At 67.1% G+C, this 23,985-nt stretch carries 22 protein-coding genes and 1 tRNA gene; 12 read left to right on the top strand and 11 right to left on the bottom strand.

Going from position 1 to position 23,985, the window contains the following annotated elements:
• Window positions 1-47: 47 nt before the first annotated feature.
• Genes AAHB16_RS23175 through glpK form a run of 3 tightly spaced genes read right to left on the bottom strand, consistent with a single transcriptional unit; the run spans window position 48 to window position 3,653 of the window.
• On the bottom strand, window positions 48-431 hold the full coding sequence (locus AAHB16_RS23175) for an MliC family protein (protein WP_150371208.1): 384 nt from the start codon (window positions 429-431) through the stop codon (window positions 48-50).
• Between the two features lie 21 nt (window positions 432-452).
• On the bottom strand, window positions 453-2,072 hold the full coding sequence (locus tag AAHB16_RS23180) for a glycerol-3-phosphate dehydrogenase/oxidase (protein WP_342052092.1): 1,620 nt from the start codon (window positions 2,070-2,072) through the stop codon (window positions 453-455).
• A gap of 21 nt (window positions 2,073-2,093) precedes the next feature.
• On the bottom strand, window positions 2,094-3,653 hold the full coding sequence (gene glpK, locus AAHB16_RS23185) for a glycerol kinase GlpK (RefSeq protein ID WP_150371210.1): 1,560 nt from the start codon (window positions 3,651-3,653) through the stop codon (window positions 2,094-2,096).
• A 27-nt stretch (window positions 3,654-3,680) separates the two neighbouring features.
• Between glpK and AAHB16_RS23190 the strand changes: the two genes are divergently transcribed.
• A complete protein-coding gene (locus AAHB16_RS23190; RefSeq protein WP_411859808.1) occupies window positions 3,681-4,568 on the top strand; it encodes an NUDIX hydrolase in 888 nt (295 codons plus the stop codon).
• Between the two features lie 62 nt (window positions 4,569-4,630).
• A complete protein-coding gene (purU, locus tag AAHB16_RS23195) occupies window positions 4,631-5,497 on the top strand; it encodes a formyltetrahydrofolate deformylase (RefSeq protein WP_342052093.1) in 867 nt (288 codons plus the stop codon).
• Window positions 5,498-5,522: 25 nt separating this feature from the next.
• On the opposite strand, the gene AAHB16_RS23200 is transcribed toward purU, so the two are convergent.
• Entirely contained in the window at window positions 5,523-6,293 is a 771-nt protein-coding gene (locus tag AAHB16_RS23200) for a DeoR/GlpR family DNA-binding transcription regulator (protein WP_150371212.1), read from the bottom strand.
• A 169-nt stretch (window positions 6,294-6,462) separates the two neighbouring features.
• On the opposite strand from AAHB16_RS23200, the gene AAHB16_RS23205 reads away from it, so the two are divergent.
• From AAHB16_RS23205 to AAHB16_RS23230, 6 genes are all read left to right on the top strand, one after another.
• Window positions 6,463-7,617 (top strand): ABC transporter ATP-binding protein, encoded by a 1,155-nt coding sequence (locus AAHB16_RS23205; RefSeq protein ID WP_150371213.1) that lies wholly within the window; start codon window positions 6,463-6,465, stop codon window positions 7,615-7,617.
• Window position 7,618: 1 nt separating this feature from the next.
• Entirely contained in the window at window positions 7,619-8,731 is a 1,113-nt protein-coding gene (locus tag AAHB16_RS23210; RefSeq protein ID WP_342052094.1) for an ABC transporter ATP-binding protein, read from the top strand.
• Window positions 8,728-9,612 carry a carbohydrate ABC transporter permease gene (locus AAHB16_RS23215; RefSeq protein WP_150371215.1) on the top strand — a complete coding sequence of 295 codons (885 nt, stop codon included), beginning with the start codon at window positions 8,728-8,730 and terminating at the stop codon, window positions 9,610-9,612. Before AAHB16_RS23210 ends, AAHB16_RS23215 begins: the two co-directional genes overlap by 4 nt.
• Window positions 9,605-10,432, top strand: coding sequence for a carbohydrate ABC transporter permease (locus tag AAHB16_RS23220; protein WP_342052095.1), 828 nt, complete (start codon window positions 9,605-9,607; stop codon window positions 10,430-10,432). The genes AAHB16_RS23215 and AAHB16_RS23220 overlap by 8 nt, the downstream gene beginning before the upstream one ends.
• A 13-nt stretch (window positions 10,433-10,445) precedes the next feature.
• Window positions 10,446-10,754 (top strand): DUF2160 domain-containing protein, encoded by a 309-nt coding sequence (locus tag AAHB16_RS23225; RefSeq protein WP_342052096.1) that lies wholly within the window; start codon window positions 10,446-10,448, stop codon window positions 10,752-10,754.
• Window positions 10,755-10,869: 115 nt separating this feature from the next.
• Entirely contained in the window at window positions 10,870-12,609 is a 1,740-nt protein-coding gene (locus tag AAHB16_RS23230) for an ABC transporter substrate-binding protein (RefSeq protein ID WP_150371218.1), read from the top strand.
• A 2-nt stretch (window positions 12,610-12,611) separates the two neighbouring features.
• Here AAHB16_RS23230 and AAHB16_RS23235 read toward each other — a convergent pair whose 3' ends face one another.
• Window positions 12,612-14,567: a diguanylate cyclase domain-containing protein gene (locus AAHB16_RS23235; RefSeq protein ID WP_342052097.1), complete on the bottom strand. Its 1,956-nt coding sequence runs from the start codon at window positions 14,565-14,567 to the stop codon at window positions 12,612-12,614.
• A 293-nt stretch (window positions 14,568-14,860) separates the two neighbouring features.
• On the opposite strand from AAHB16_RS23235, the gene AAHB16_RS23240 reads away from it, so the two are divergent.
• The gene (locus AAHB16_RS23240; RefSeq protein ID WP_342052098.1) at window positions 14,861-15,460 is read left to right on the top strand and encodes a cysteine hydrolase family protein; all 600 of its coding nucleotides are present in this window, start codon (window positions 14,861-14,863) and stop codon (window positions 15,458-15,460) included.
• 100 nt (window positions 15,461-15,560) lie between these two features.
• Complete coding sequence (gene waaC / locus AAHB16_RS23245) at window positions 15,561-16,583, top strand: lipopolysaccharide heptosyltransferase I (protein WP_150371221.1); 1,023 nt, start codon at window positions 15,561-15,563, stop codon at window positions 16,581-16,583.
• Here the strand turns inward: waaC and AAHB16_RS23250 are convergent.
• Together AAHB16_RS23250 and AAHB16_RS23255 are read right to left on the bottom strand one after the other, a co-directional pair.
• A complete protein-coding gene (locus AAHB16_RS23250; protein WP_342052099.1) occupies window positions 16,544-17,203 on the bottom strand; it encodes a hypothetical protein in 660 nt (219 codons plus the stop codon). The genes waaC and AAHB16_RS23250 overlap by 40 nt on opposite strands.
• A 74-nt stretch (window positions 17,204-17,277) precedes the next feature.
• On the bottom strand, window positions 17,278-17,907 hold the full coding sequence (locus AAHB16_RS23255; RefSeq protein ID WP_150371223.1) for a flavin reductase family protein: 630 nt from the start codon (window positions 17,905-17,907) through the stop codon (window positions 17,278-17,280).
• Window positions 17,908-18,064: 157 nt separating this feature from the next.
• Here AAHB16_RS23255 and AAHB16_RS23260 point away from each other — a divergent pair, with 157 nt between their 5' ends.
• Both AAHB16_RS23260 and bluB read left to right on the top strand, forming a co-directional pair.
• Window positions 18,065-20,980, top strand: a complete 2,916-nt coding sequence (locus AAHB16_RS23260; RefSeq protein WP_342052100.1) for an HD domain-containing phosphohydrolase — start codon at window positions 18,065-18,067, stop codon at window positions 20,978-20,980.
• On the top strand, window positions 20,970-21,638 hold the full coding sequence (bluB, locus tag AAHB16_RS23265; RefSeq protein WP_342052101.1) for a 5,6-dimethylbenzimidazole synthase: 669 nt from the start codon (window positions 20,970-20,972) through the stop codon (window positions 21,636-21,638). Before AAHB16_RS23260 ends, bluB begins: the two co-directional genes overlap by 11 nt.
• 73 nt (window positions 21,639-21,711) lie before the next feature.
• Here the strand turns inward: bluB and AAHB16_RS23270 are convergent.
• The 4 genes from AAHB16_RS23270 to AAHB16_RS23285 all read right to left on the bottom strand — a co-directional run bounded on the left by AAHB16_RS23270 (window position 21,712) and on the right by AAHB16_RS23285 (window position 23,977).
• Window positions 21,712-21,786, bottom strand: a tRNA-Val gene (locus AAHB16_RS23270).
• Window positions 21,787-21,945: 159 nt separating this feature from the next.
• On the bottom strand, window positions 21,946-22,692 hold the full coding sequence (gene dnaQ, locus AAHB16_RS23275) for a DNA polymerase III subunit epsilon (protein ID WP_150371225.1): 747 nt from the start codon (window positions 22,690-22,692) through the stop codon (window positions 21,946-21,948).
• A 22-nt stretch (window positions 22,693-22,714) separates the two neighbouring features.
• Window positions 22,715-23,152, bottom strand: a complete 438-nt coding sequence (gene rnhA, locus AAHB16_RS23280; protein ID WP_150371226.1) for a ribonuclease HI — start codon at window positions 23,150-23,152, stop codon at window positions 22,715-22,717.
• A gap of 30 nt (window positions 23,153-23,182) precedes the next feature.
• Window positions 23,183-23,977, bottom strand: a complete 795-nt coding sequence (locus AAHB16_RS23285) for a class I SAM-dependent methyltransferase (protein ID WP_150371227.1) — start codon at window positions 23,975-23,977, stop codon at window positions 23,183-23,185.
• Window positions 23,978-23,985 lie beyond the last annotated feature (8 nt).

Below are 23,985 nucleotides of genomic sequence, written 5' to 3' on the forward strand. Positions count from 1 at the left end.
TCGTCCATGGTGTTCTCCGTGATGCGATAGCCCGCATTATCGCCGAGTTATCTCGCCGCGTGGCAGTTCGCGAACACGGGCGGCGCGTCCTGCGCGGCCATCAGGTCGCGCAGGTTGCCTTCCTCGCCCTTGGTCCACCATTCGTAGCGGCCCGCCGCGTAGCGCGCGCCCGATCCGCTCATCACGTTCACGAACAGCATCGGCTTGTCCTCGATGCGCATCAGCGCCAGCCTGTTGTCGGCGCTGTTGAGATACCGCACGGCCAGGCGCCGGCCGCCGTCGCACTGGTAGGACACGGCCCGGTTGTCCTGGAACCGCAGATTGTCGAGCCGCGGCTGGGCGGCCGCGGGGGCGATTCCCGCGATGGCCAGTGCCGCCAGCATGGCCGGCATGACCGGTTTGAGCGTCGCAAAGCATGGGCGTGCGTGCATGGTATCCCCCCCCTTCTTTCGTTACGACTCGAGCATGTACCCCTTGGCCAGCGCCCCGAACGAGGCCACTTCGGTTTCCTGCCATGCGGCATCGTGGCCCAGCTCCTCCGCGAGGATTTCCGCGACGCGCGGCGCGCCGGCCACGGCCGCGCGGGCATCGAGGAACAGCGCGCGGTTGCGGCGGGCGAGCACATCCTCCACGCGGCGCGCGAGTTCATGGCGCGCGGCAAAGCGCACGTGCGCGGCCGTCAGCCCCGCCGCGGGCACGATGATGTCGTCGTTGCCCGGCAGCGCGCGCAACAGCGGCAGATCGGAACCATAGTAGCGGTCCGGGGAGCCGGAGTTGGCCGCGGGCAGGTCGGCCGGCAGGTCGGTCGCGCCATGCAGCGGCAGCTCGGCCGTCACGCCCGGCGCCGCCTTGAGCAGCTGGCGCTGGATCGCGGTGCCGATCACGTCTTCGGCCATCTTGCGATAGGTCGTCCACTTGCCGCCCGTCACCGTGATCAGGCCGGCCTTGGACACGAGGATCGTATGTTCGCGCGACAGCGAGGCCGTCGACGATTCGCCCGTGGCCTTGACGAGCGGACGCAGGCCCGCCCACACGCTGGTGACGTCCGCGCGCGTGGGGTCGCGCGAGAGATAGCGCGAGGCCGTCTCGAGAATAAAGTCCACGTCGTCGCCGGTCGCGCGCGGCTCCAGCGGCAGGTCCTGTCGCGGAGAATCGGTCGTGCCGACGATCGTGTGGCCGTTCCAGGGCACGATGAACAGCACGCGGCCGTCGTCGGTCTTCGGCACGAGGATCGCGCGATCGCCGGGCAGGAAGCTGCGCGGCAGCGTCAGGTGCACACCCTGGCTCGGCGCGACCATCGTGCGCGCCTGGCCGTCTTCCATCTGGCGGATGGCATCGACCCACACGCCCGTGGCGTTGATCACGCAATCCGCGCGGAGTTCGAACGTGCGGGTTTCGTCGATGGGGCCGATGGCATCCTGCGCGGTCACGCCCGTGATCACGCCGTTCTTCTGCTGCAGGCCCGTCACACGCATGTAGTTGAGCGCCACGCCGCCGACATCGAACAGCGTGCGCATCAGCGCCGTGGCCAGCCGGGAGTCGTCGAACTGCCCGTCGAAATAGAGATTGCCGCCACGCAGCGGCCGGCCGCCGACATGTTCGGCCAGCGTCGGTGCCGCAGCGAGCGCCTCGCGATGGCTGAGCCAGCGGCTGCCCGAGAGGTTGAGCCCGCCCGCGAGCATGTCGTAGACCTTGAGGCCGATGCCGTAGAACGGCTGGTCGAACATCTGGTAGGCCGGCACCACGAATCCGAGCGGCCAGACGAGGTGCGGGGCGTTGCGCGCGAGCAGGCCGCGCTCGTGCAGCGCCTCGCGGACCAGGCTGATATTGCCCTGTGCGAGGTAGCGGACGCCGCCGTGTACGAGCTTGGTGGCCTTGCTCGAGGTGCCCTTGGCGAAGTCGGCCGCTTCGAGCAGCAGCGTGCGATAGCCACGGGATGCGGCATCGACCGCGGTGCCGAGGCCGGTGGCGCCGCCGCCAATGACGATGACGTCCCAGCGCGGTTCGCGCTCGAGCGTGGCGAGCAGCTCGGCGCGCGAAGGTGGCTGGACGGAAGGTACGGGATTCTGCATGACAGTAGGGATCAACGGTATTCAGGAGGGCCGGGCGGCAGGGCGGCTGTCGCCGCTGTCGTGCTCGTCATCGTCGCGGGCCCAGTCGCGTGCGCGCGCCACCGCGCGATGCCAGCGGCGCAGGCGCTGCGCGCGCTCGTCGGCGGAGAGCCGCGGCTCGAAGCGCTGCTCCACCTGCCATTGCTGGCGAATCTCTTCGGTATCGCTCCAGTAGCCGGTGGCGAGGCCGGCCAGGTAGGCGGCGCCGAGGGCCGTGGTTTCGGTCACGCGCGGGCGTACCACGGGGGTGCCGAGCAGGTCGGCCTGCATCTGCATGAGCAGGTCGCTGCGCGACGCGCCACCATCCACGCGGAGCTCGGCCAGCGGCAGGCCCGCGTCTTTCTCCATGGCCTGGAGCACGTCCACGCTCTGGAACGCGATGGACTCGAGCGCCGCGCGCGCGATATGCGGACGGCCCGTGCCGCGCGTGATGCCGACCATCGTGCCGCGCGCGAACGCATCCCAGTGCGGCGCGCCGAGGCCAGCGAAGGCGGGCACCAGCACCACGCCCCCGGTGTCGTCGCACTGGCGCGCGAGCGCTTCCGCCTCGGGCGCGCTCTCGATGATCTTCAGGCCGTCGCGCAGCCACTGGATCGTCGCGCCGCCCATGAACACGCCGCCTTCGAGGCAATACTGGGTATCGCTCCCGATCTGCCAGCCGATGGTCGTGAGCAGACGGTTCTGCGATGCCACGGGTTTGTCGCCCGCGTTCATCAGGATGAAGCAGCCCGTGCCGTAGGTGTTCTTGGCCATGCCCGGCGACAGGCAGACCTGCCCGAACGTCGCCGCCTGCTGGTCGCCCGCGATGCCCGCGATCGGAATCTCGGTGCCGAACAGCCGCGCCGAGGTCCGCGCGACTTCGCCGCTCGATGGCGCCACGTCCGGCAGCAGGCTCTTTGGAATATCGAGCACGGCCAGCAGGTCGTCGTCCCAGCGGAAATCGTTGATATTGAACATCAGCGTGCGCGCCGCGTTGGACACGTCGGTCACGTGGCGGCGGCCCTCGGTCAGCTGCCAGATCAGCCAGCTATCGACGGTGCCGAACGCGAGCTCGCCACGCTCGGCGCGCGCGCGGGCGCCTTCGTAGTTGTCGAGCATCCAGCGCAGCTTGGTGCCCGAGAAATAGGCATCGATGATCAGGCCAGTCTTCTGCTGGAACAGCGGGCCATGGCCGTCGTTCTGCAACTGCTCGCACAGCGGGGCGGTGCGGCGGTCCTGCCAGACCAGCGCGCGGCCGACCGGTTCGCCGGTCTTGCGGTCCCATAGCACCGTGGTCTCGCGCTGGTTCGTGATGCCGATGGCGCGCACCTGCGTGCCGCTGACGTTGGCCGCGGTCAGCACCTCGTGCGCGACGGCGAGCTGCGACTGCCAGATCTCGTACGGATCGTGCTCGACGTGGCCGGGATGCGGATAATATTGCCGGAATTCGCGCTGGGCGATGCGCACCACGTTGCCCGCGTGATCGAACAGGATGGCGCGCGAGCTGCTCGTGCCCTGATCGAGCGCCAGGATGAAAGTTGGCTGTGAAGACGTGGTGCTCATGCGTGCCCCGTCGAAATCGAATCGAACATGTCAGAAATGAATGAAGTCGCCGCGCGAGCGGCACGCGCCGGTCTGGTGGAACGTACGGCGGCCGGCGTGGCCGCGCGCAGTCCATTCGATGCCGATTCGCATCTGCGGCTGATCGTCGAAGGCTGCCACGTCGGCTGGCTGCCGCGCGCGCACGCCATCGTGCTGCGGTCGATGCAGGCCGAGGCGGCCGCCGAGGGCACCGGGGCCATCGAATGGGTGGGGGCGGAAGCCCATGGCACCATCGCGCTGCTGCCCGGCCGCCACGACTTTGCGAGCCGCAGCGCCGCGCTGGCCCGGCTCGCGAAGCGGCTCGCGGACGCGGGCCACGTGCGCGGCTGGCGCAACGAGCTGTTCGCGGTGACGCCCGCGCTCGACGCGCCCGCGTTCGCGACCATCGAGCGCGCCGCGGCCCGGTACCTGGGCCTGCTGACGTTCGCCTCCCATATGAACGGGATCATCGACACGCCGCCCGGGCAGCCGCCCGCGCTGTGGGTGTCGCGGCGCAGCCCGTCCAAGTCGGTGGACCCCGGCATGTGGGACAACCTCGTCGCGGGCGGCATGCCGCATGGCAGCGCGCCGCTGGAAACGCTCGTGCGCGAATGCGACGAGGAATCGGGCATTCCGCAGGCACTGGCCGCGCGGGCCGAGGCCCACGGCATGATCGAGGTCCTGCGCGAGATCCCCGAAGGCGTGCAATGGGAACAGGTCTTCGTGTACGACCTCGTGCTGCCCGCGGACTTCGTGCCCGTGAACCGCGATGGCGAGGTGGCCGAGCATCGGCGGATCGCCCCGGCGGCATTGCTTGCTATCATGGCGGACCGCGCGATGACCGTGGATGCCACGCTGGTGACGCTCGATGCGCTCCGGCGGCGAGGCTGGGCCTGAAATTTCAGGTACCCATCCCAGCCCCGCGTCCCCACGGCCTGCCCTGAACCCAATCGCTTACGATGAGCAACACCGGATTTATTCTCACCATTTCGTGCCCGGACCAGCCGGGCATCGTCCATGCCGTTTCGGGCCTGCTGTTCCAGCACGGCTGCAATATCGTTGACTCCGACCAGTACGGCGACGCCTTTACGGGCCGCTTCTTCATGCGCGTGCATTTCAGCACCGCCGCGGGCGGTCCGGACCTTGCCGCACTGCGCACCGCGTTCGCGCCGGTCGGCGATCAGTTCGGCATGCAGTGGGAAATGTTCGACGATTCGGTCAAGCCGCGCGTCATGATCATGGTGTCCAAGATCGGTCACTGCCTCAACGACCTGCTGTTCCGCGCCAAGGCGGGCGGCCTGCCCGTCGAGATCGCGGCGATCGTCTCGAACCATCGCGATTTCTACCAGCTGGCCGCGTCGTACGACGTGCCGTTCTTCCACCTGCCGCTGATGAACGCCTCGGGCGAGCAGAAGGCCGCGCAGGAAGCCCGCGTGTTCGAGGTCGTGCGCGACCAGAACATCGACCTCGTCGTGCTCGCGCGCTACATGCAGGTGCTGTCGGACGATTTGTGCCGCAAGCTGGCCGGCCGCGCGATCAATATCCACCATTCGTTCCTGCCGAGCTTCAAGGGCGCCAAGCCATACTACCAGGCGCACGACCGCGGCGTGAAACTGATCGGCGCGACGGCCCACTACGTGACCGCGGACCTCGACGAGGGCCCGATCATCGAGCAGGAGATCGAGCGCGTGGACCACAGCATGGACCCCGACCAGCTCACGGCCGTGGGCCGCGACGTCGAGTGCGTGGCCCTTGCGCGTGCCGTCAAGTGGCACGCCGAACACCGCATCCTGCTCAACGGCCACAAGACGGTCGTCTTCAAGTAAGCGGACCGCCGCGGGCCCCATCCCCTTACTCGGGGTCCGCGACCACACAGCTCACTCCACTGTCGCCCAGCATCTGCACGAACGGTTCGCGCAGCGGTTCGTCCGTGAACAGGCGATCGACGCTCGAGAGCGGCGCCAGTTCCACCATGGCCTGGCGATTGAACTTGCTGGCGTCGGCGGCCAGCCAGATCTCGCGCGAATGTTCCATGATCGTGCGCGCGACCTTCACCTCGCGGAAATCGAAATCGCGTAGCGTGCCGTCGGCCTCGATGCCCGAGATGCCGATCAGCCCGATATCCACCTTGAACTGACGGATAAACTCGACCGTGGCCTCGCCGATGATGCCGCGGTCGCGCGAGCGCAGCACGCCGCCCGCGACGATGACCTCGCAATCGGGATTGTCCGCAAGGATATTGGCCACGTGGAGGTTGTTCGTGATGACGCGCAACCCGCGATGGTGGATGAGCGCGCGCGCGATTTCCTCGACCGTGGTCCCGATATTCAGGATCAGCGAGCAGCCATCCGGCACCGCCGCGGCCACCGCGCGGCCGATGCGCGCCTTGCCGTCGGCATTGAGCAGTTGCCGCTGCCGGTAGGCAATGTTCTCCGTCGTGGAGTTCTCCATCCGCACGCCGCCGTGGAAGCGCGTGAGCATGCCATTCTCGGCCAGCAGATTGACGTCGCGGCGCACCGTCTGGAGGGTCACGCCGAACTTGCGCGCGAGCGCGTCGATGGAGGCGAAGCCCTGGCTGCGTACCTCTTCGAGCAGGGCAGTCTGGCGGGGATTGAGGATCATGCGGGCATTCTAGAACAAACAGAAACGAAAACAAATGATGCGCCGCACAGTTGTATTACGTTCGCTTTTTTGCTAAAACGAGCAGGACACAGAAAATAGTGCATTGCAGCGCCCACAGCGGTTACGCGTGAGAGTGCTGAATAAGGCATAAGAACATATTGGAGACTGGATGCAGCTCAGCCTGGAAGGCGTTGCGCAGCAGGTCGGTTCGCAACCCTATCTTTATCCGATGTCGCTCGCGCCGGTACCCGGCGCCGTCACGATTCTGCTTGGCGCCACGCAGGCCGGCAAGACTTCGCTGATGCGCGTGATGGCCGGGCTCGACCGGCCGACCGCGGGCCAGGTGCGCGTCGATGGCACGGACGTGACCGGCGTGCCGGTGCGCGACCGCAACGTGTCGATGGTGTACCAGCAGTTCATCAACTACCCGTCGCTCACGGTCTTCGACAACATCGCTTCGCCGCTGCGCCTGCGCAAGACCGGGCGCGACGAGATCGCGCGGCAGGTGCGCGAACTGGCGGCGCGGCTCCATATCGATCATCTGCTGCAGCGCTATCCGGCCGAGCTGTCGGGCGGCCAGCAGCAGCGCGTGGCCCTCGCACGGGCGCTGGCGAAGAACGCGCCGCTGATGCTGCTGGACGAGCCACTCGTCAACCTCGACTACAAGCTGCGCGAGGAACTGCGCGAGGAACTCACGCAGCTGTTCGCGCATGGCGACGCCACGGTCATCTACGCGACCACCGAGCCCGCCGAAGCGCTGCTGCTGGGCGGCTATACGGCCGTGCTCGATGCGGGCGAACTGCTGCAGTACGGGCCGACGCCGCAGGTCTTCCACTATCCGGACTCGCTGCGCGTGGCGCGCGCGTTCAGCGATCCGCCGATGAATCTGATCGCCGGGACGTTCGCCGCGGGGCGCGTGACGCTGCCCGGCGGGATCTCGCTGCCCGTGCCCGAGGCCGCGGGCTACGAGGGCGCGGTAACGATGGGCGTGCGCGCGGCCGCGCTGCGGCTCAAGCCGACCGCGTCCGCGGACGGCGAGGGCGCGAGCGTCGATGTGCCGGGCCGCGTGGCGCTGGCCGAACTGTCGGGTTCCGATACGTTCGTGCACGTGGACACGGCCGCCGGCAACCTCGTGGCGCAGTTCGCGGGTGTGCTCGACTTCGCGCTCGGCGCGCAGCTGTCGCTGTATCTGGACCCCGCGCAGATCTATCTGTTCGATGCCGCCGGCGCGCGCATCCACGCGCCGCGCCGGCCGGGCGCGCTGGCCGATGCGGTCAGCACGCCGCTGTCCGCCGCGTTGTCACCCACGGCAAGCGGAGGCTGAGATGGCACGTATCGATCTCGACCTCGCCCATGCCTACGGCCCGAACCCGCAGCGCGACGAGGACTATGCGCTGCTGCCGCTGCAATTCACGTTCGAGGACGGCGGCGCCTATGCGCTGCTGGGCCCGTCGGGGTGCGGCAAGACCACGCTGCTCAACTGCGTGTCCGGGCTGCTGCGCCCGTCGCATGGCACGATCCATTTCGATGGCAGGGACGTGACCGCGGCCTCGCCGCAGGCGCGCAATATCGCGCAGGTGTTCCAGTTTCCGGTGATCTACGACACGATGACCGTCGGCGAGAACCTCGCGTTTCCGCTGCGCAATCGCGGCGTGCCCGATGCGCAGGTCAGGGAGCGCGTGGGCCGCGTGGCGGAGATGCTCGACCTCTCGTCGTCGCTGGACCGCCGCGCGAGCGGGCTGGCCGCCGATGCCAAGCAGAAGATCTCGCTCGGGCGCGGCCTCGTGCGGCAGGACGTCTCGGCCATCCTGTTCGACGAACCGCTGACCGTGATCGACCCGCACCTCAAATGGCAGCTGCGGCGCAAGCTCAAGGAAATCCATCACGAGTTCCGGCTCACGCTGATCTACGTCACGCACGACCAGACCGAGGCGCTCACGTTCGCGGACCAGGTGGTCGTGATGTCGCGCGGCAAGGCCGTGCAGGTTGGTTCGGCCGATGCGCTGTTCGAAAAGCCCGCGCACACGTTCGTCGGGCACTTTATCGGCTCGCCGGGCATGAATTTCCTCTCGGCCACGTGGCGCGACGGGGCGATCGAGGTGGAAGGGGGCCATGACGGGCGCCGCTACACGCCGGCACTCGAACCGCATGTCGCGGCCGCGCTGCAGGCCGCGGGCACGTTCCGCATCGGCGTGCGGCCCGAATACCTGGGCCTGTCGGGCGAGGGCGATCCGTTCGCGATGCCGGTGCGCGTGACGCGCGCGCAGGACATCGGCACGTACTGGCTCGTCACGGCGGGCGTGCGCGGCGCGGAAACCGCCACGCTGCGCGCCCGGCTCGGTACCGAAGCCGCGGCGCTGAACGCGGGCGATGTCGCGTGGCTCACCGTGTTCAACCGCCACACCTGCTACTACGTCAACGAGGAACTGGTCCAATGAAGCCCGTCAACCAGAAAGCCTGGCTACTGGTCCTGCCGGTGGTGATCTGCGTGGCGTTCTCCGCCATCCTGCCGCTGATGACCATCGTCAACTACTCGGTGCAGGACATCATCTCCCCCGAGCGCCGCGTGTTCGTCGGCACCGAATGGTTCGCCACCGTGCTGCGCGACGCGGAGCTCCATGACGCGCTGCTGCGTCAGCTCGGGTTCTCGCTCGCCGTGCTGGCCGTGGAGATTCCGCTCGGCATTCTTCTGGCGCTGGCGATGCCGGCCGCGGGCTGGCGCGCGTCGGCGACGCTCGTGGTCATCGCGCTCTCGCTCCTTATTCCGTGGAACGTGGTCGGCACGATCTGGCAGATCTTCGGCCGGACCGATATCGGCCTGCTCGGCGCCTCGCTGGCGGGGCTCGGGTTCGACTACAACTACACGGGCAGCGCCGTCGATGCGTGGGTCACCGTGCTCGTGATGGACGTATGGCACTGGACGCCGCTGGTCGCGCTGCTTTGCTACGCGGGCCTGCGCGCGATTCCCGACGCCTACTACCAGGCCGCGCAGATCGATGGCGCCTCGCGCTTCGCGGTGTTCCGCTTTATCCAGCTGCCCAAGCTGCGCGGCGTGCTGATGATCGCGGTGCTGCTGCGCTTCATGGACAGCTTCATGATCTACACCGAGCCGTTCGTGCTGACCGGCGGCGGGCCCGGCAACGCGACCACGTTCCTGTCGCAGTATCTGACGCAGAAGGCAGTGGGGCAGTTCGACCTCGGCCCCGCCGCGGCGTTCTCCATCGTGTACTTCCTGATCATCCTGCTGACCTGCTTCGTGCTCTATAACTGGATGCAGCGCGCCGGCACGGCCGGCAGCGAGGAGGTGTCCCATGGCTGAGAAGCAACCTGGCCAGCGCACCAGCGTATGGCGTCCGGTGTTCCTCACGATCTACCTGCTGTTCGCGATCGTGCCGATCTACTGGATGGTGAACATGTCGTTCAAGACCAACGAGGAGATCGTGTCCACGCTGTCGCTGTGGCCCGCGAGCTTCACGTTCGAGCATTACGTGACCATCTTCACCGATGCGTCGTGGTACTCGGGCTATATCAACTCGATGATCTACGTCGCGCTGAACACGGTCATCTCGATCTCCGTCGCGCTGCCGGCCGCGTACGCGTTCTCGCGCTACCAGTTCATCGGCGACAAGCACGTGTTCTTCTGGCTGCTGACCAACCGCATGACGCCGCCGGCCGTGTTCCTGCTGCCGTTCTTCCAGCTCTACACGACCATGGGGCTCATGGACACGCACCTCGGCGTGGCGCTGGCGCACCTCGTGTTCAACGTGCCGCTGGCCGTATGGATTCTGGAAGGCTTCATGTCGGGCGTGCCGCGCGAGATCGACGAGACCGCCTACGTGGATGGTTATTCGTTCCCGCGGTTCTTCCTGACCATCTTCCTGCCGCTGATCAAGGCCGGCGTGGGCGTGGCCGCGTTCTTCTGCTTCATGTTCAGCTGGGTGGAACTGCTGCTCGCGCGCACGCTGACGTCGGTGGAAGCCAAGCCGATCGTGGCGACGATGACGCGCACGGTGTCCGCGTCGGGCATGGACTGGGGCGTGCTGGCCGCGGCCGGCGTGCTGACCATCGTGCCGGGCGGCATCGTGATCTGGTTCGTGCGGCACTACATCGCGAAGGGCTTCGCGATGGGTCGCGTCTGAGGGAGGGCGATCGATGCTGAGCTGGATGGTATGGACCACCCCCGTGGCGGTGTTCTTTGCAAGCGTGGTCGTGATGCTCGTCGGCATGACGATCTGGGAAATGCGCGCGCCCACGGTATTGCGCAAGGGGTTCCTGCCGATTGCCACCACGCGTGGGGACCGGCTGTTTATCGGGCTGATGTGCGCGGCCTGGATCAACCTCGCATGGGTGGGTCTCGGCGAAAAGATGCAGGCGTGGTTCTCGCTGGCCGAGGAACCGTCGGTATGGATCAGCGCGGGCATCTCGCTGCTGGTATTGCTGGTGATCATGCGCAAGGGCTGATTCGTTCGTTCTTGCCGCAAGTTGTCCCATTCGATGGGCTGTGCCGCCTGTTCTCTTCCCCGGGGCGCCATCCCAGAAACAGAAATCCGGGGAGGGGGTTCCTGAGGAGACATTGATGAAACAGCACGTAAGGTTGGGGATGTCGGCCCTGGCGTTTGCGGCGGCGCTCGCGTGCGGGCACGCGTCGGCAGGGGAAGCGGAAGCGAAGAAGTGGGTGGACAACGAGTTCCAGCCGTCCTCGCTGAGCAAGGACAAGCAGCTCGCGGAGATGAAGTGGTTCATCGATGCCGCGGCCAAGCTCAAGGCCAAGGGCGTCAACCAGATCAACGTGGTGTCGGAAACCATCACCACGCACGAATACGAGTCCAAGACGCTGGCCAAGGCGTTCGAGGAAATCACGGGCATCAAGGTCAACCACGACCTGATCCAGGAAGGCGACGTCGTCGAGAAGCTGCAGACCTCGATGCAGTCCGGCAAGTCGATCTACGATGGCTGGATCTCCGACTCGGACCTGATCGGCACGCACTACCGCTATGGCGCGATCCTGCCGCTGTCCGACTATATGTCCGGCGCGGGCAAGGAGTTCACGAACCCCGATATCGACCTCAAGGACTTTATCGGCACCAAGTTCACCACGGCCCCGGACGGCAAGCTCTATCAGCTGCCCGACCAGCAATTCGCCAACCTGTACTGGTTCCGCGCGGACTGGTTCGCGCGCAAGGACCTGCAGGACAAGTTCAAGGCCAAGTATGGCTATGACCTCGGCGTGCCGACCAACTGGTCCGCATACGAGGACATCGCCAACTTCTTCTCGAACGACGTGAAGGAGCTCGACGGCAAGAAGGTCTATGGCCACATGGATTACGGCAAGAAGGATCCGTCGCTGGGCTGGCGCTTCACCGACGCGTGGCTCTCGATGGCGGGTACCGCCGACAAGGGCCTGCCGAACGGGATGCCCGTCGACGAATGGGGCATTCGCGTGGGCGCCGACAAGTGCACGCCGGAGGGTGCGTCGGTGTCGCGTGGCGGCGCCACCAACAGCCCGGCCGCGGTCTATGCGCTGACCAAGTACATCGACTGGATGAAGAAGTACGCGCCGCCGCAGGCCATGGGCATGACGTTCTCCGAAGCCGGCCCGGTGCCCGCGCAGGGACAGGTCGCGCAGCAGATCTTCTGGTACACGGCATTCACCGCCGACATGACCAAGAAGGGCCTGCCCGTGGTCAACGCCGATGGCTCGCCCAAGTGGCGCATGGCGCCGTCGCCGTATGGCCCGTACTGGAAGCAGGGCATGCAGAACGGCTATCAGGACGTGGGTTCGTGGACGTTCTTCAAGAACACCGACCCGAACCGCCTGGCCGCCGCGTGGCTCTACGCGCAGTTCGTGACCGCGAAGACCGTGTCGCTGAAGAAGTCGCTGACGGGGCTGACCTTTATCCGCGACAGCGATATCAACAACGAGTACCTGACCAAGAACGCGGCCAAGTACGGCGGCCTGATCGAGTTCTATCGCAGCCCGGCGCGCGTGGCGTGGACGCCGACGGGTAACAACGTGCCCGACTATCCGAAGCTCGCGCAACTGTGGTGGAAGAACGTGGCCACCGCGGTGACGGGCGAGAAGACGCCGCAGGCGGCGATGGACACGCTGGCCGAAGAGATGGATCAGGTGATGGCACGGCTGCAGCGCGCGGGCATGAGCCACTGCGCGCCGAAGCTCAACCCGAAGAGCGATCCGTCGAAGTGGCTGTCGTCGGAACACGCGCCGTGGAAGAAGCTCGACAACGAGAAGCCGAAGGGCGAGACGATCGCGTACGACAAGCTGCTGCAGGCGTGGAAGGAAGGTAAGGTGCGGTAACCTCAGGACATCGTCGCCGGCGCCGGACTGGCCGGCGACGCATGTCGCGCCTTCCCATGGCGCTTGGCCTCGTACAGCGCCATATCCGCCCGCATGAACAGCTCGCTGATCGAGCTCCCCGTATGCGGATGGTGCAGGGCACTCCCCACACTCGCGGTCGCCACGAACGGCTGGTCGCCGATGACGAGCGGCCGCATCGCGGCCTGCACCACGGTGCGGGCCAGCCGATTGACCGTCGCGGGCGTGCCCACGTTCTCCAGAATGATCGCGAACTCGTCGCCGCCGATGCGCGCGACCGCGTCGCCCTTGCGCACGCAATGGGTCAGCCGCTCCGCAAAGGCCACGAGCAGACGGTCGCCGACGGCATGCCCGTAGGTATCGTTGACGGCCTTGAAGTCGTCGAGGTCCACCAGCAGCAGCGCCGCGCGCTGGCCGCCGGCATCGGCGCGCGTCATCACCTCCGCCAGCCGGCGATCGAACCCCTTGCGGTTGAGCAGGCCGGTCAGATGGTCCGATAGCGTCTGCGCCTCGAGTTGCCGCAGCCGCGCGCGCTCGTCGGTCACGTTGCGCGCGAACATATGGAGCCCGGTCAGCGCATCGCGCGCTTCGTTCCACGCCGGCTGGTAGGTGACCTCCACCCATTCCCCATCGGCACACTCGCGCGTCACGGTCACGGCCTCGCCCGCGCGGGCCTGCGCGAGGTAAGGCTCGTTGGCCACGTACTCCGTGGTCCCCCACAGCTCGCGCAGCGTCAGCCCGACGATCTGCTCCGGCGCCACGCCGAAGTGATTCGCGTAGGCCTGGTTGACGTAGGCAAAGCGTTCGGTGGCGTCGATAAAGGACACATAGTCGGGCACATGGTTGGCAATGGCCTCCATGCGCTTCTCGCTCGCATCGGCGCGGTCTTTCGCGGCCTCGAGCGCGCGCTCGCGCTCGGACAGCTGATGCATGACCTCGCGGAACGCCGTGGCCAGCTCGCCGATCTCGTCCTCGCGCCCGATCGGCAGCTCTTCCACCGCGGTGGGCTGCGTCGTCACCTGCCGCACGGCGCGATGCAGGCGTTCGAGGGGCGCAAGCATCTGCCTGATCAGCAGCCACATCAGCACGCCCGCGATCAGCAGCGAGATGACGGCGGCCGCCATCGCGCGCTGGCGAATCTCCATCAGCGGCGCAAACGCTTCCTTTGCCGGCAGCACGGCAACCACCTGCCATCCGTTGGCCTCGAGCAGATGCCGCGCGACGATCGGCTGTCTGGGCGACAGCCATTCCCATGCGGACTCGGGCTGCTCGGCCCCGCACGACTCGCCGGCCGCGCGCGCGGGCTGCAGGACGTTGCTGGCCACGGGATGGAGCGCGTAGCGCGGGCTGGCCGTCGAGGACACCAGGCAGTAGTAGCCGGTGACGCCGACCCGGCTGCGCGCGACCTCGCGCAGGAAGTTATGACCGCTGAGATTCAGCACGCCGCCGACCACGGCGAGCAGTTCGCCGTTCGGCCCGCGCAGCGGTATCGCGAGAATCACGCCGGGCGAGTTCGAATAGCGGCCCTGGATCAGATCGGAGACGACGAACGGCGCGCCTTTCAGAACGGCCTGAAAGTATTCGCGTTCGCCGACGTTGGGCTTGTACCCCTCGGGCACCGCGGTGCTGAAGGCCAGCGTGCCGTCGGGCCAGGCCATGAGCACCGCGTTGAAGCTTTCGGGCATGTCCACGGTGTCCGTGGCAATGCGACGCAGTTCCGAGGTGGGGCGGGAAAGGGCGGGGGCGAGCTGCTTCGCCAGCCGGCGCAGCACGATCTCTCGCGACTCGAGCTTTTCGTCGAGCTGTTCGGCGACCATCTTGACGAGCGTGTCCTGCTGGTCTTGCAGCAGGCCCTTGAGGCTGTCGTACGCGTAGTACTGGGAAAACCCCGCGCGAACCACGAGGACCAGCGTGACCACGAGCGCAGTCGCGACCGCCATCCGGTACTTCAAAGAGTGCCGCATGTTCATGTTCTTTTTCATGCACGCTCGCGTATCGCCTGGGATATCGCAATACTGGCGCGCACTGACCCGTTCTCGGTGCCTGGGCTTTTGTCCGGCAACCCCGCCCATTTTTCGGCAACCGGTTCGCAGCGTAGCAGATGTGCACCCACGTAAACGCGGACTAATCCAAATGGATGTGTTCAGCCGTACGTGATGTGATGCGTACGGAACGGTGAAGCCGCGCGTGAAGTGGATTAGTATCGACGTTTTGACGAAAGGACCCGTTTATCATGTCCGCTCCCTTCACCCTGCTCGACGCCGCCGGCGCGAGCCGCAAGCCCGCTGCCTGGCAGGACGCCGTGCTGGTCGTCGTCGACCACCAGCAGGAGTACGTCGATGGCCGGCTGCCGCTGGTCGGCATGCCATCCGCCATCGCGGCCTGTGCCGAACTGCTCGCGCTCGCGCGCGAACATGGCACCCCCATCGTGCATATCGTCCATCACGGCAAGGCCGGTGGCGCGTTCGACCCCGGCACCCGCTTCGCGCAGATCATCGACGGCCTGACGCCGCAGGGCGACGAGGCGACCGTGGTCAAGCATCTGCCCAACAGCTTTGCCGGGACCGAGCTCGCGGCGCGGCTGGAGGCGCTGGGCCGCAAGGAGCTGATCGTCGCGGGCTTCCAGACGCATATGTGCGTGAGCGCCACCGTGCGGTCCGCGCTCGACCACGGTTACCGCTGCACGGTGGTGGCCGCGGCCTGCGCCACGCGCGATCTGCCCGATCCGCTCGGGGGCGAGCCGGTGCCGGCCGCCGCGCTGCACCGCGTGACGCTGGCGGCGCTGCACGATCGCTTTGCCACGGTGGTGCCGGACGCCTCCGCCTGGCGGTAAGCGTTGCCAGTCCGGAGAGGCTGGAGGTGACGAGTGCGCGCGCGCGCTCAGGCATACTAGCGGCTTCGCCAATTTCACCGGTTCCAGCCGCCGCCCCCGCATGAAGCGCATCCTCGTCATCAAGATCACCTCGCTTGGCGATATGGTCCACACGCTGCCGCTGATCTCCGATCTGCGCCGCGCATATCCGGAAGCGAAGATCGACTGGGTCGCGGATGCTTCCTGCGCGGACATCCCCCGCTGGGCCGTCGGGGTCGATCGCGTGATCTCGCCCCCGCTGCGCGGCTTCAAGAAGCAACGCAGCCTGAAGAACCTCGGCGGCATCCTCAAGGCCATCCGCCAGCTGCGCCGCGAGAAGTACGACGCGGTGGTCGATGTGCACGGCGTGATGAAGAGCGCGATCGTCGCGCGGCTCGCGCGCGCGCCGCGCCGCTACGGCTATGCCGCCGAATTTCTGGGCGAGCCGCAGGCCGAGGTCTTCTACACCGATATCTACGGCCCGCATGGCGACGCCACGTGCCGCCACAAGATGCGCATGGTCGTGGCCAACGCGCTGGGTTACGAGATCGAGCCGCGCGAGACCAACGCGCTGCGCGTGCCGGCGCCCGCGACGCCGCTCAATGCGGACGGCGTGCCGCGCTGCATGCTGTTCCATGCGACGTCCGCCGAGATCAAGAAGTGGCCGCAGGCCAGCTGGGTCCGCGTGGGGCAGGCCCTGACCGCGCGCGGCTACCGCATCCAGCTGCCGTGGGGCTCCGACAAGGAGCGTCAGGAATCGGAGGCGCTGGCCGCCCAGATTCCGGGCGCCGAAGTGCTGCCGCGCATGTCGATCACCGAAGTCGCGCAACGCGTCGATGCCGCCGCGCTCGTCGTGGGCATGGACACGGGCTTCGTGCACCTGGCCGATGCGCTTGGCAAGCCGTCGGTGATGCTGTTCACGGCCACGGACCGGCAGCATTTCGGCATCCATACGGAAGGGCAGTCGCTGTCGATCGGCGATCGCGGCGCGCCGCCGACGGTCGAGGACGTGATGGCCGCGGTCGATAAGGTGACGGCGCCTCATGACGCCAGCCCGGCCCTCCATCAGGCGGCCGGCGCAAGCGCGATGCAATCCCCCGCGTAGTGCCAGTATTCGAAGCGCAGCACCGTCAGGCCGTCCGCGCTCGTCATCACGTCCAGCACATGCGGCACCTGCCGCAGCCACATCAGCGATGAGAATCGGGCCACGCCGGTCAGCCCCGCCGGCGGCGGCAGCCGTTCGCCATGCCGCAGCGCCAGCCGCAGGATATGCACGGGCACGAAGTGCGCGCGGTCCTGCATGCGGGCGATGGCGGGTTCGGTAAAGAACAGCGGTTCCTGCGCCATGGCCATGAAGTGCCGGCGCAGCGCGCCCACCGCGTCGGGCCCGACCGGCGCGCCGCTGCCGATTGTGCCCAGCGGCGTCATGCCGCGTACCCGCGGCGTCCAGAGCCCGCCCGTGACCAGCACCGTGTCGGCGATATCGGGTTCGGGCAGGAACGCATTGCAGGCCCATACCGCAATGACGTCGCCATCGAGGTTCATCAGCTGCACGCGCCGCGCGTGCGCGCGCAGGTAGCCGACCATGCAGCCAAGTTCGTCGTCGTAGACGGGCAGCGCATCGCGAGGCAGCCGCGGGGGCCGTACCTCGAAGGGACCCGCCGACGCGGGATATCGCCCCGCCCAAGCGCGCGCGTGCGCGCAGGCAACATCGATCGCCCACATCCGGTCACCACTCCGTGGCCATTGGAAAGCTCGTACGCTATACCGGCGCGGCGGCGCTGACGATCGCTGTCTTCTTATTTCGGGCGAATCATCTCGAACTTGTCCCCGGTCTGTGCATACTCGGCGCGATAGCCGGCGCGCATGATCGGCTGGGCGCGGAACGTATCGAACAAGCCGTCCGTGAGGAATTCGTCGCGGATATGCACGCCGACCACCTGCCCGAGCACGAGCCAGTTGGACATGGGCTCGCCGTCGATATTGGTTAGCCGGATCACCTGCATGACCTTGCATTCGAGCGCGGCGGGAGACTCGGCCACGTGCGGCACATCGACGGCCTGGCCGGGCACGGGCGTCAGGCCCGCAAGCGCGAACTCATCGACGTCGCTCGGCACGCTGGCCGAGGTCGCGTTCATCTTCTCGGCCAGCGACAGGCTCGCCATGTTCCAGACGAATTCCCCGGTGGCCTCGACATTGCGCACGGAGTCCTTGTAGCCCTCGCTGGAGAATCCGATAACGGGCGGATTGCCCGCGAACGCGCCGAAGAAGCTGTACGGCGCCAGATTGAAGCGGCCCTCCGCGTCGCGGCTGGAGATCCAGCCGATCATGCGCGGCGCCACGATGGCCTTGAACGGGTCGTGCGCGAGCCGATGGCCCGCTTCGGGGCGATAAAAATGCACACCCGCGGTGCGTGTGGAATCTGTCATGGAGATCTGCCGAAGCGGCGGCCCGAGTGAATAAACCGCTAGTCTCGCATGGCGCGCGAAGGCCTGCTTGACGAGTCAACGGCCGCAGTCGACACTCACGCAACCCGAGGGCGGTTACTTCAAGAAAATCAGGCAGCGTCTCATGCCGGAGATGGCGATGAACAAACATAGGAGTTATCCGCTTCATGTCTATCTGTGGGCGCTGTTCGGCTCGCTCGTGCTGCTGGTCTGCGCGCTGACCTCCGGCATCAATTTCCTGATGACCAAATCCGCGCTCGAGGCGTCGGCTTCGGAGGCGCGGCACCGGCTGAGCCGCGAGACGCTCGACGACGTCGAAGCGCTGCTCGGGCCGGCCCAGCTCGCGGTCCGGCTCATCGCGCACAGCTCGCTCGCGGAGGCGACGACCGTGACCGAACGCCTTGGCCGGCTGCCGCTCGTGCGCGATGCGCTGGAGACATCGCCGGTGCTGCAGGCGCTCTACGTCGGCTATGGCGACGGCGGGTTCTTCTTCGTGCGGCCGCTGCGCGATGACGCGGAACGCGCGCTGTACCAGGCGCCGCGCGAGGCGGCTTATGTCGTGCGCAGTGTCGAGCGGACTGGGTCGGGGGAGGGCGCGCGCCGGGTCGGTCAGCTCTACTTTCTCGCCGACGACCTGTCCGTGATCCACACGGCCGCGATTCCCGAATTCGCCGAGCGTTACGACCCGCGCACGCGCCCCTGGTACCGCTCGGCCATGGCCGCAGGCGCGATGGTACGGACCGAGCCCTACACGTTCTTCTCCGATCAGGATTCGGGCGCCTCGCTGGCCATGCCCGTTGGCGGCAACGCGGTAGTGGGCGGTGACTTCCGGCTCAATGCGCTTGGGCAGATGCTGGCCATCAAGAAGACCACGCCGCGGTCGATGCTCGCGCTCGTGGACCAGCAGGGCAGGTTGATCGCGATCGACCGCAAGGTCGACAGCGTCGGCGGCTCGTCGCCGGGCGAGGTCGGAGATTACGCGCTGCCGGTGCTGGCGCAGCTCGTGGCGCGCGTCGGTCAGCTCGGCACCGCCACCGGCCTGCAGGAGACGCTCTCCGCCGGCGGCGAGTCGTGGTACACGACCATCGACCGGCTGACGCCGAACGGCGGCAAGTCGCTTTACCTGCTGTCGGCGATTCCGCAGGACGAACTGCTGCAGGCGGCCATGCGGCAGGCGCTGACCGAGATCGGCGTTTCGGCCGTCATCCTGCTGCTATCGCTGCCGCTGATCTGGTTTGCGGCGCGCGCGGTGGCCCGGCCGCTGCAGTCGCTCGCGCGCGAGGCCGATGCCACGCGGCGCTTCGATTTCGTGCAGCCCTTCGTTATCCGCTCGCGCGTGCGCGAGCTCAACGAGCTCGGCGTTCGCATGAACGAGATGCGCAGCACGATCCAGCGCTTTCTGTCCGTCATGCAGACCGTGTCCGCGGAGACGCGCCTCGAAGACCTGCTGCCCAAGCTGCTGCGCGAGATGCTGACGGCCGCGGGCAGCCACTCGGGCGTGCTGTATCTCGTCGATGACACCGACATGCGCGCGGAGGTGGCGTTCGATCGCGAAGGCCGCGAAGTGGCCGGCACCATCGCGCGCACGACGCTCGCGCGGACCGTGCCGCTGATCCGCACCGCGGCGGGGGATGGCACGGCGCACGCGCAATGGCTCACGCAGGACGTGCTGGAGGAAGCGGCGCTCGGTGGCCTGACGCCATCGGCCGCCTGCCATGCGGCGGCCATTCCGCTGATCAACCATCAGCGGGAACTGCTCGGCATGATCCTGATCTTCCGCGACACGCCGATGGAAGATGCGCAGCTCGCGTTCGTCAGCACGCTGGCCAATCTCTGCGCGGGCGCGCTCGAGGTCCAGGCGCTCACGCGCGCCCAGCACGATCTGTTCGATGCGTTCATCAAGCTGCTGGCGGGTGCGATCGATGCCAAGAGCCCGCACACCGGCGGGCACTGCGCGCGCGTGCCGGAGCTCACCAAGATGCTGGCGCGCGCGGCCTGCGATGCGCGCGAGGGGCCGTACGGCACGTTTGCGCTCGACGAATCGCAATGGGAGGCCCTGCACGTGGCCGCGTGGCTCCATGACTGCGGCAAGGTCACGACGCCCGAGTACGTCATCGACAAGGCGACCAAGCTGGAGACGCTGTACGACCGCATCCACGAGGTGCGCATGCGCTTCGAGGTGCTCAAGCGCGATGCGGAGATCGCGTATCTGCGCGGCGTGGCGGCCGGCGACGACGCGCAGTCCGCGCGCGAGCGCCGCGATGCCTTGCTGCGCGAACTCGACGACGATTTTGCATTCGTCGCGGCGTGCAATCTCGGGGTCGAGAAGATGGAAGAGGCGGACCGGGACCGTCTGCGCGCGATCGGCGCGCGCACATGGCTGCGCACGCTCGACGACCGGCTCGGCGTCTCCTACGAGGAACGCGCGCGCAAGGGGCGTACGCCGCCCGCGCCGTTGCCGGTCGTGGAGCCGCTGCTTGCGGATCGTCCCGACCATATCATCGAGCGCGGCCCGCGCGACGTGATTCCGCGCGACAACCCGTGGGGCTTCCGCCTCGATACGCCGGCCAACCTGTATGATCGCGGCGAACTGCACAATCTGCTGGTCTCGCGCGGCACGCTGAGCGAGGAGGAGCGGTTCAAGATCGAGGACCATATCGTCCAGACGCAGATCATGCTGTCGCGGCTGCCGTTTCCCAAGCATCTGCGGCAGGTCCCGGAGATCGCGGGCGGCCATCACGAGAAGATGGATGGCACGGGATATCCGCGCGGCCTGCGCCGCGAGGAAATGAGCCCGCTCGCGCGCATGATGGCGATTGCCGATATCTTCGAGGCGCTGACGGCGGTGGACCGGCCCTACAAGCGGCCGAAGTCGCTGTCCGCGTCCGTGGAGATCCTGTACCAGCTCAAGCTGAAGCAGCATATCGATCCGGAACTGTTCGACCTGTTCATGACGTCGGGCGTGTACCGGCAGTATGCGGAACGTTTTATGGCGCCCGAGCAGATCGACGAGGTCGATGTCGGACGCTACGTAGGAGAAGGTGTTGTCATCTGAAGCAGGACCGCCGGGCGGCGCATTCAACGAATCCGAGCGCGACGCGCTGTATCGGATTATCGCGGCACGACGCGACTGCCGCCATTTCACGCCGGGCCCGCGGCTGCCCGACGCGCAGCTGGAACGCCTGCTTCATGCCGCGAACCAGGCACCGTCGGTCGGCCTGATGCAGCCCTGGCGCTTTATGCGGCTGAGCACCGCCGCATGGCGCGAACGCCTGCTGCCGATCGTGGAGGCGGAACGCCTCGCCACTGCACAGGCGCTCGGCGAACGCGAGGCCGAATTCCTGCGGATCAAGGTGGAGGGCATCCGCGACTGCGCGGAACTGCTCGCCATCGTACTGCCGCCCGACGACGGCACGATCTTCGGCCGCCGCACCATGCCACAAGACATGGCGCTCGCTTCCGCATCCTGCGCGGTCCAGAACCTCTGGCTCGCCGCCCGCGCCGAAAACCTCGGCCTCGGCTGGGTCTCGATGTTCGACCCCGCGGCCCTCGCGCGGGCGCTGCAACTCCCCGAAGGCGCAAGACCCCTCGGCCTGCTGTGCCTGGGGCCGGTGCCATCGTTCTACGACGCCCCGATGCTGGAACAGATCGGCTGGCGCGAACGGAGGCCTCTGGGGGAGATGCTGTGGGACCGCCACGGCGACGCGCCTTGATCTCGAGCGCTGCGGCAAGCTTCGGGTACGAACGCAAAAAAGCCAGCGCGAGGCTGGCTTTTTTATCGAATTCTGGTGGGCGGTGCAGGGTTCGAACCTGCGACCCCTGCCGTGTGAAGGCAGTGCTCTACCACTGAGCTAACCGCCCAATCGGATGCTGCAAGACTGGTTGCAGACCGGTTGGGTTTCCCCGGGTCGTTCGCCGCGGCGCTGCGTTTGACCGCTGTGCGTGCTGCGAAGAAACGAGATTATGCAGACCGGACAGTATCTTGTAAAGCCCTTTTTCGAACTTTTTTACTCGAATCTGTCACTGCACCGAGGCAGGTGCGGTCATTGGTGCGCCCATTTCGCCGGGCATGTCTTTCCACACGGTCTTGCCGCCGCTGGCCTTGTCCAGTTCCTTCAGCACCGACGCATGCGCGGTGAGCTCGTCGTCGGTAGCCAGCAGGACCGGCAGCGTCAGCACGGAGAGGTCGGCCGTGGAAGCCGCCACGCCTGCGCCCGCGTTCGTGTCGATCATGTCGATGACCAGCGAGTTCTGGCCGCGGGTCATGGCCAGGTAGACCTCGGCCAGCAGTTCCGCATCGAGCAATGCGCCGTGCAGCGTGCGGTGCGCATTGCTCACGCCGAGCCGGTCGCACAGCGCATCGAGCGAGTTCCGCTTGCCGGGGAACATCTGGCGCGCTTCGCGCAGCGTGTCCACCACGCCGCCCACGCACTGGCGGAACGACGGCAGGCCCGCCAGCTGGAATTCCATTTCCAGGAAGCCCATATCGAACGCGGCGTTGTGGATGATCAGCTCGGCGTCCTGCACGAACTCGCGAATCTCGTGCGCGATCTCGGCGAATTTCGGTTTCCCGATCAGGGACTCGAGCGTGATGCCGTGCACGGCGATCGCTTCCTCCGGAATATCGCGTTCCGGATGCACGTAGTAGTGCAGGCGGCGCCCCGTCAGGCGCCGGTTGACCATTTCGACGCAGCCGATTTCGATCAGGCGGTCGCCGGCGTTGGCATTGAGGCCGGTGGTTTCGGTATCGAGAATGATCTGTCGCATGGGCGGCATTCTACTGGATGGGTCAGCTGCCGATGGACGCCACGCCGCGATTGGCGAGCGCGTCCGCGCGTTCGTTGCCCGGGTGGCCGTTGTGGCCCCGGACCCAGTGCCAGCTGATCTCGTGCGGCTGCACGAGCTCGTCCAGCTGCTGCCAGAGGTCGGCATTCTTGACCGGTTTCTTCTCGGCGGTCAGCCAGCCGCGCGCCTTCCAGCCGCGGATCCACTCACTGATGCCTTTCTGCACGTACTGCGAATCGGTATAGACCTTGACCACGCACGGCCGCTTGAGCGCGCGCAGCGCCTCGATGACCGCGGTGAGCTCCATGCGGTTGTTCGTGGTCGGGTTTTCACCGCCAAACAGTTCCTTTTCGTTGCCGCCGGCAACGAGCACGGCGCCCCAGCCGCCGGGGCCGGGGTTGCCCTTGCAGGCGCCATCTGAATAGATCGTGACTTCTTGCATGAATTCTCGAATAAGACGCGGACACCGCGATCAGCGGTCCTCGCCGGGGGTCTTGCCATGGGTGCCGGTGGGCGTGGCCACCGGCGCGGAGACGGGCGCCAGCGCGGGCTTGGAGGTCTTCCAGGCCGGGCCCACCAGCCGGATATTGCGCACGCGCTTGACGGCCGAGATCATGTAGACCGAGCCGAAGATCGGCCACCAGCGGTCGCCGGCCTTCTCGAGGAAGGCCATGCGCTGGAGCCAGCGGTCGGTCCGGTAGGGCGGGCAGTAACAGCCGAAGCGGCCGCGGATGATATCGAAGCCGAGCAGCTTGAGCCAGTCCTTGATCCGGACGAAGCCGATCGTCTGGGCATCGCTGGGCAAGAAGGGCGACGCGCCGAGCCGGTTCAGGCCCTGCCGCGCGCCCCACAGGCTCATCGGATTGAAGCAGGTGACCACCACGCGGCCCTCGGGCATCAGCACCCGCGATACCTCGCGCAGCACTTCGTGCGGGTCTTCCGAGAACTCGAGGATGTGCGGCAGTGTCATCAGGTCGATACTCTGGGTATCGAACGGCAATTCGTCGAAGCGGCACAATAGCTGGCGCGCGTCGATATGACCCTCGCGCGGGCCGTGCGGCCCCGCGCGGCCGTCGAGCGCGAGCGCGGAGAACGGCATGCGGTTCTCGCGGAGCGTGTCGATCGCCGGCAGGCCCATCTGGACCGCGTGGTAGCCGAAGATGTCCGCCACGGTCCGGTCATACTGCCGGCTTTCCCAGTCGAGCATGTACTGCCCGGGAGGCGAGGCCAGCCAATCTTCCCAATTTATAATCGGACGGTTGGACATAAGGAGCA

Source organism: Cupriavidus sp. OTU4054, assembly GCF_038440175.1.
GTDB lineage: Bacteria > Pseudomonadota > Gammaproteobacteria > Burkholderiales > Burkholderiaceae > Cupriavidus > Cupriavidus pauculus_D.

What these genes read in the sequence shown, in the direction of transcription:
- AAHB16_RS23235 (WP_342052097.1), bottom strand. Translation starts at nt 14,567, where the DNA reads ATGGCGGTCGCGACTGCGCTCGTGGTCACGCTGGTCCTCGTGGTTCGC.
- AAHB16_RS23240 (WP_342052098.1), top strand. Translation starts at nt 14,861, where the DNA reads ATGTCCGCTCCCTTCACCCTGCTCGACGCCGCCGGCGCGAGCCGCAAG.
- glpK (WP_150371210.1), bottom strand. Translation starts at nt 3,653, where the DNA reads ATGAGCACCACGTCTTCACAGCCAACTTTCATCCTGGCGCTCGATCAG.
- AAHB16_RS23250 (WP_342052099.1), bottom strand. Translation starts at nt 17,203, where the DNA reads ATGTGGGCGATCGATGTTGCCTGCGCGCACGCGCGCGCTTGGGCGGGG.
- AAHB16_RS23260 (WP_342052100.1), top strand. Translation starts at nt 18,065, where the DNA reads ATGAACAAACATAGGAGTTATCCGCTTCATGTCTATCTGTGGGCGCTG.
- AAHB16_RS23190 (WP_411859808.1), top strand. Translation starts at nt 3,681, where the DNA reads ATGTCAGAAATGAATGAAGTCGCCGCGCGAGCGGCACGCGCCGGTCTG.
- AAHB16_RS23205 (WP_150371213.1), top strand. Translation starts at nt 6,463, where the DNA reads ATGCAGCTCAGCCTGGAAGGCGTTGCGCAGCAGGTCGGTTCGCAACCC.
- purU (WP_342052093.1), top strand. Translation starts at nt 4,631, where the DNA reads ATGAGCAACACCGGATTTATTCTCACCATTTCGTGCCCGGACCAGCCG.
- AAHB16_RS23225 (WP_342052096.1), top strand. Translation starts at nt 10,446, where the DNA reads ATGCTGAGCTGGATGGTATGGACCACCCCCGTGGCGGTGTTCTTTGCA.
- AAHB16_RS23220 (WP_342052095.1), top strand. Translation starts at nt 9,605, where the DNA reads ATGGCTGAGAAGCAACCTGGCCAGCGCACCAGCGTATGGCGTCCGGTG.
- AAHB16_RS23215 (WP_150371215.1), top strand. Translation starts at nt 8,728, where the DNA reads ATGAAGCCCGTCAACCAGAAAGCCTGGCTACTGGTCCTGCCGGTGGTG.
- dnaQ (WP_150371225.1), bottom strand. Translation starts at nt 22,692, where the DNA reads ATGCGACAGATCATTCTCGATACCGAAACCACCGGCCTCAATGCCAAC.
- AAHB16_RS23200 (WP_150371212.1), bottom strand. Translation starts at nt 6,293, where the DNA reads ATGATCCTCAATCCCCGCCAGACTGCCCTGCTCGAAGAGGTACGCAGC.
- rnhA (WP_150371226.1), bottom strand. Translation starts at nt 23,152, where the DNA reads ATGCAAGAAGTCACGATCTATTCAGATGGCGCCTGCAAGGGCAACCCC.
- AAHB16_RS23230 (WP_150371218.1), top strand. Translation starts at nt 10,870, where the DNA reads ATGAAACAGCACGTAAGGTTGGGGATGTCGGCCCTGGCGTTTGCGGCG.
- AAHB16_RS23180 (WP_342052092.1), bottom strand. Translation starts at nt 2,072, where the DNA reads ATGCAGAATCCCGTACCTTCCGTCCAGCCACCTTCGCGCGCCGAGCTG.
- AAHB16_RS23175 (WP_150371208.1), bottom strand. Translation starts at nt 431, where the DNA reads ATGCACGCACGCCCATGCTTTGCGACGCTCAAACCGGTCATGCCGGCC.
- AAHB16_RS23255 (WP_150371223.1), bottom strand. Translation starts at nt 17,907, where the DNA reads ATGACAGATTCCACACGCACCGCGGGTGTGCATTTTTATCGCCCCGAA.
- waaC (WP_150371221.1), top strand. Translation starts at nt 15,561, where the DNA reads ATGAAGCGCATCCTCGTCATCAAGATCACCTCGCTTGGCGATATGGTC.
- AAHB16_RS23285 (WP_150371227.1), bottom strand. Translation starts at nt 23,977, where the DNA reads ATGTCCAACCGTCCGATTATAAATTGGGAAGATTGGCTGGCCTCGCCT.
- AAHB16_RS23210 (WP_342052094.1), top strand. Translation starts at nt 7,619, where the DNA reads ATGGCACGTATCGATCTCGACCTCGCCCATGCCTACGGCCCGAACCCG.